This is a genomic window from Rhizobium sp. BK538, from assembly GCF_014197575.1.
Lineage (GTDB): Bacteria > Pseudomonadota > Alphaproteobacteria > Rhizobiales > Rhizobiaceae > Rhizobium.
Genome location: NZ_JACIFT010000056.1, coordinates 1 through 2633 on the forward strand (window position 1 = coordinate 1; position 2633 = coordinate 2633).

Annotated in this window: 3 protein-coding genes; all 3 read left to right on the forward strand. The window is 62.1% G+C overall.

Features of this window, described 5'->3' with window-relative positions; genetic code table 11:
• On the forward strand, positions 1–450 hold a 450-nt coding region (locus FHX09_RS29295), incomplete at its 5' end, for an ABC transporter permease (protein ID WP_184451114.1).
• A complete protein-coding gene (locus FHX09_RS29300) occupies positions 447–1274 on the forward strand; it encodes an ABC transporter permease (protein ID WP_007800106.1) in 828 nt (275 codons plus the stop codon). The genes FHX09_RS29295 and FHX09_RS29300, both read left to right, overlap by 4 nt.
• Positions 1267–2633, forward strand: a 1367-nt coding sequence (locus FHX09_RS29305; RefSeq protein WP_184451116.1) for an ABC transporter ATP-binding protein, incomplete at its 3' end; no start/stop codon positions are given. The genes FHX09_RS29300 and FHX09_RS29305, both read left to right, overlap by 8 nt.

Sequence of the window (2633 nt, forward strand, 5' to 3'; positions counted from 1 at the left end):
ACCGTCTACGACAGCATGGGCTTCGTCGAGCGATTGAAGGCGATTGCGCTGCCGACGGCGACCCTGGTGCTCGTCGTTCTCGCGCACATGATGCGCATGACGCGGGCGGCGATCCTCTCCGTCATGTCGTCGGCCTATATGGAGACGGCGGAGCTGAAAGGCCTCGGCGCCTTCCGCTCGATCGTCAAGCACGCCGCTCCCAATGCGCTCGCGCCGATCATCAATGTCGTCGCATTGAACCTTGCCTATCTCGTGGTCGGCGTCGTCGTTGTCGAAGTCGTCTTCGTCTATCCCGGCATGGGGCAATACATGGTCGATGCGGTCACCGTGCGCGACATGCCCGTCGTGCAGGCCTGCGGCCTGATCTTTGCGGCTGTCTACATCTTCCTCAACATGACGGCCGATATCCTCGCGATCATCGCCAACCCCCGACTGAGGCATCCGCGATGAGATTGCGAGACATCCCCATCACCGCCTGGATCGGCATCAGCGGTATCGCGATCGCCTTCATCTTTGCGGCTTTCGCGCCCTGGATCGCCCCCTATGGCGAGACCCAGGTCGTCGGCGACGTCTGGCAGCTGCCCGATGATCAATATGTCTTCGGCCTGGACAATCTCGGCCGCGACATCCTTTCGCGCCTCATTTACGGCGCGCGCACGACGCTGCTCGTCTCGTCGGCCGCCACCATCATCTCCTTTTCGCTCGGCGTCATCTTGAGCTTCACCGCCGCCGTTTCGCGCGGCCTTATCGATACGATCTTTTCGCGTTTCAACGATCTGATGATGTCGATCCCAACGCTGATCTTCGCGCTCGTGGTTCTGGCCGTCCTGCCGCAGAACATCATCGTCCTGATCCTCGTCATGGCGATCCTCGATTCCACCCGCGTCTACCGTCTCGGCCGTGCCGTGGCGCTCGACGTCGCGGTGATGGAATTCGTCGAGGCGGCCAAACTGCGCGGTGAAGGCAAGCTCTGGATCATCTTCCGCGAAATCCTGCCGAACACCCTGTCGCCGCTGCTTGCCGAGTTCGGCCTGCGCTTCGCCTTCTCGATCCTGTTCCTGTCAACGCTTTCCTTCCTCGGCCTCGGCATTCAGCCGCCTGCGGCCGATTGGGGCGGCATGGTCAAGGACAACAAGGACGGTATTATCTTCGGCATTTCTGCAGCGCTTGTGCCAGGCACGGCGATCGCCGTGCTGGCTGTCTGCGTCAACCTCGTCGTCGACTGGCTCCTGAAACGCACATCCAGCCTCAAGGGAGGGCGCGGCGATGCCTGAGCTTCTTTCCGTCCGCAATCTGAAGATCGAAGCGACCAGCTACCCGCCGGGCGAACCGCCAAGGCGGGTGACGATCGTCGACGACGTTTCCTTCGATCTCCTAAAGGGCAAGGTCCTCGGCCTGATCGGGGAATCGGGCGCCGGCAAGTCGACGATCGGTCTCTCCGCCCTCGCCTATGGCCGGGGCGGCGCAGAAATCACCGGCGGCGAGGTGCGGCTCGACGGCACCGATATCCTGGCGCTCGGCAAGAACGGCATCCGAAAAATTCGCGGCGCGCGAGTCTGCTACGTCGCGCAATCAGCGGCTGCCGCCTTCAATCCGGCCCACAGGCTCGGCGATCAGGTGATTGAAGCTTCGATCAAGCATGGTCTGATGACCAGGCAGGAGGCGCGCAAGCGTGCGCTTTATCTGTTCCGCGTCTTGGGTCTGCCCAATCCGGAGACCTTCGGCGATCGCTTTGCCCACCAAGTCTCCGGCGGCCAGCTGCAGCGCGCGATGACGGCGATGGCGCTCTGCTCCAACCCCGAACTCATTGTCTTCGACGAGCCGACCACGGCTCTTGACGTCACCACGCAGATCGACGTTTTGGCGGCGATCAAGCACGCCATCGAGGAAACGCACACCGCCGCCCTCTATATCACCCACGATCTTGCAGTCGTCGCCCAGATCTCGGACGACATCATGGTCCTGCGCCATGGCAAGCAGGTGGAGTATGGCAGCGTCCAGCAGATCATTGAGACGCCGCAGCAAGACTATACCCGTGCCCTCGTCAACGTCAGGCAAGCCTACCGTGAGGAAGCCGCCGATCAGTCCATCGGGCTTCTCAAGGTGGAGAATGTGAGCGCCGAATATTCCAACGGCTTCAAGGTGCTCCACGATGTTTCTCTGCATGTGCCGAAAGGGCAGACGCTTGCCGTCGTCGGCGAATCCGGTTCGGGCAAATCGACCCTGGCGCGCGTCATTACCGGCCTCCTGCCCCCGAGCAGCGGACGTATCGTCTTTGATGGAAAGCCGCTTGCGCTCCGCCTCAAGAGCCGGCCGAACGACGACTTGAGGCGCATACAGCTGATCTACCAGATGGCGGATACGGCGATGAACCCGCGCCAGACGGTCCGCGACATCATCGGCCGCCCGCTGACCTTCTACTATGGTCTGAGAGGGGGCGAAAAGACTGCCCGGGTAAACGAACTGCTCGACCAGATCGAAATGGGCAAGGGTTTCATCGACCGTTATCCGGCCGAGCTGTCAGGCGGCCAGAAACAGCGCGTAGCGATCGCAAGAGCACTTGCCGCCAGGCCCGAACTCATCCTTTGCGACGAGCCGACCTCGGCGCTCGATCCTCTGGTGGCCGAGGGCAT

Coding starts and splice junctions, on each gene's coding strand:
- FHX09_RS29300 (WP_007800106.1), top strand. CDS start 447: ATGAGATTGCGAGACATCCCCATCACCGCCTGGATCGGCATCAGCGGT.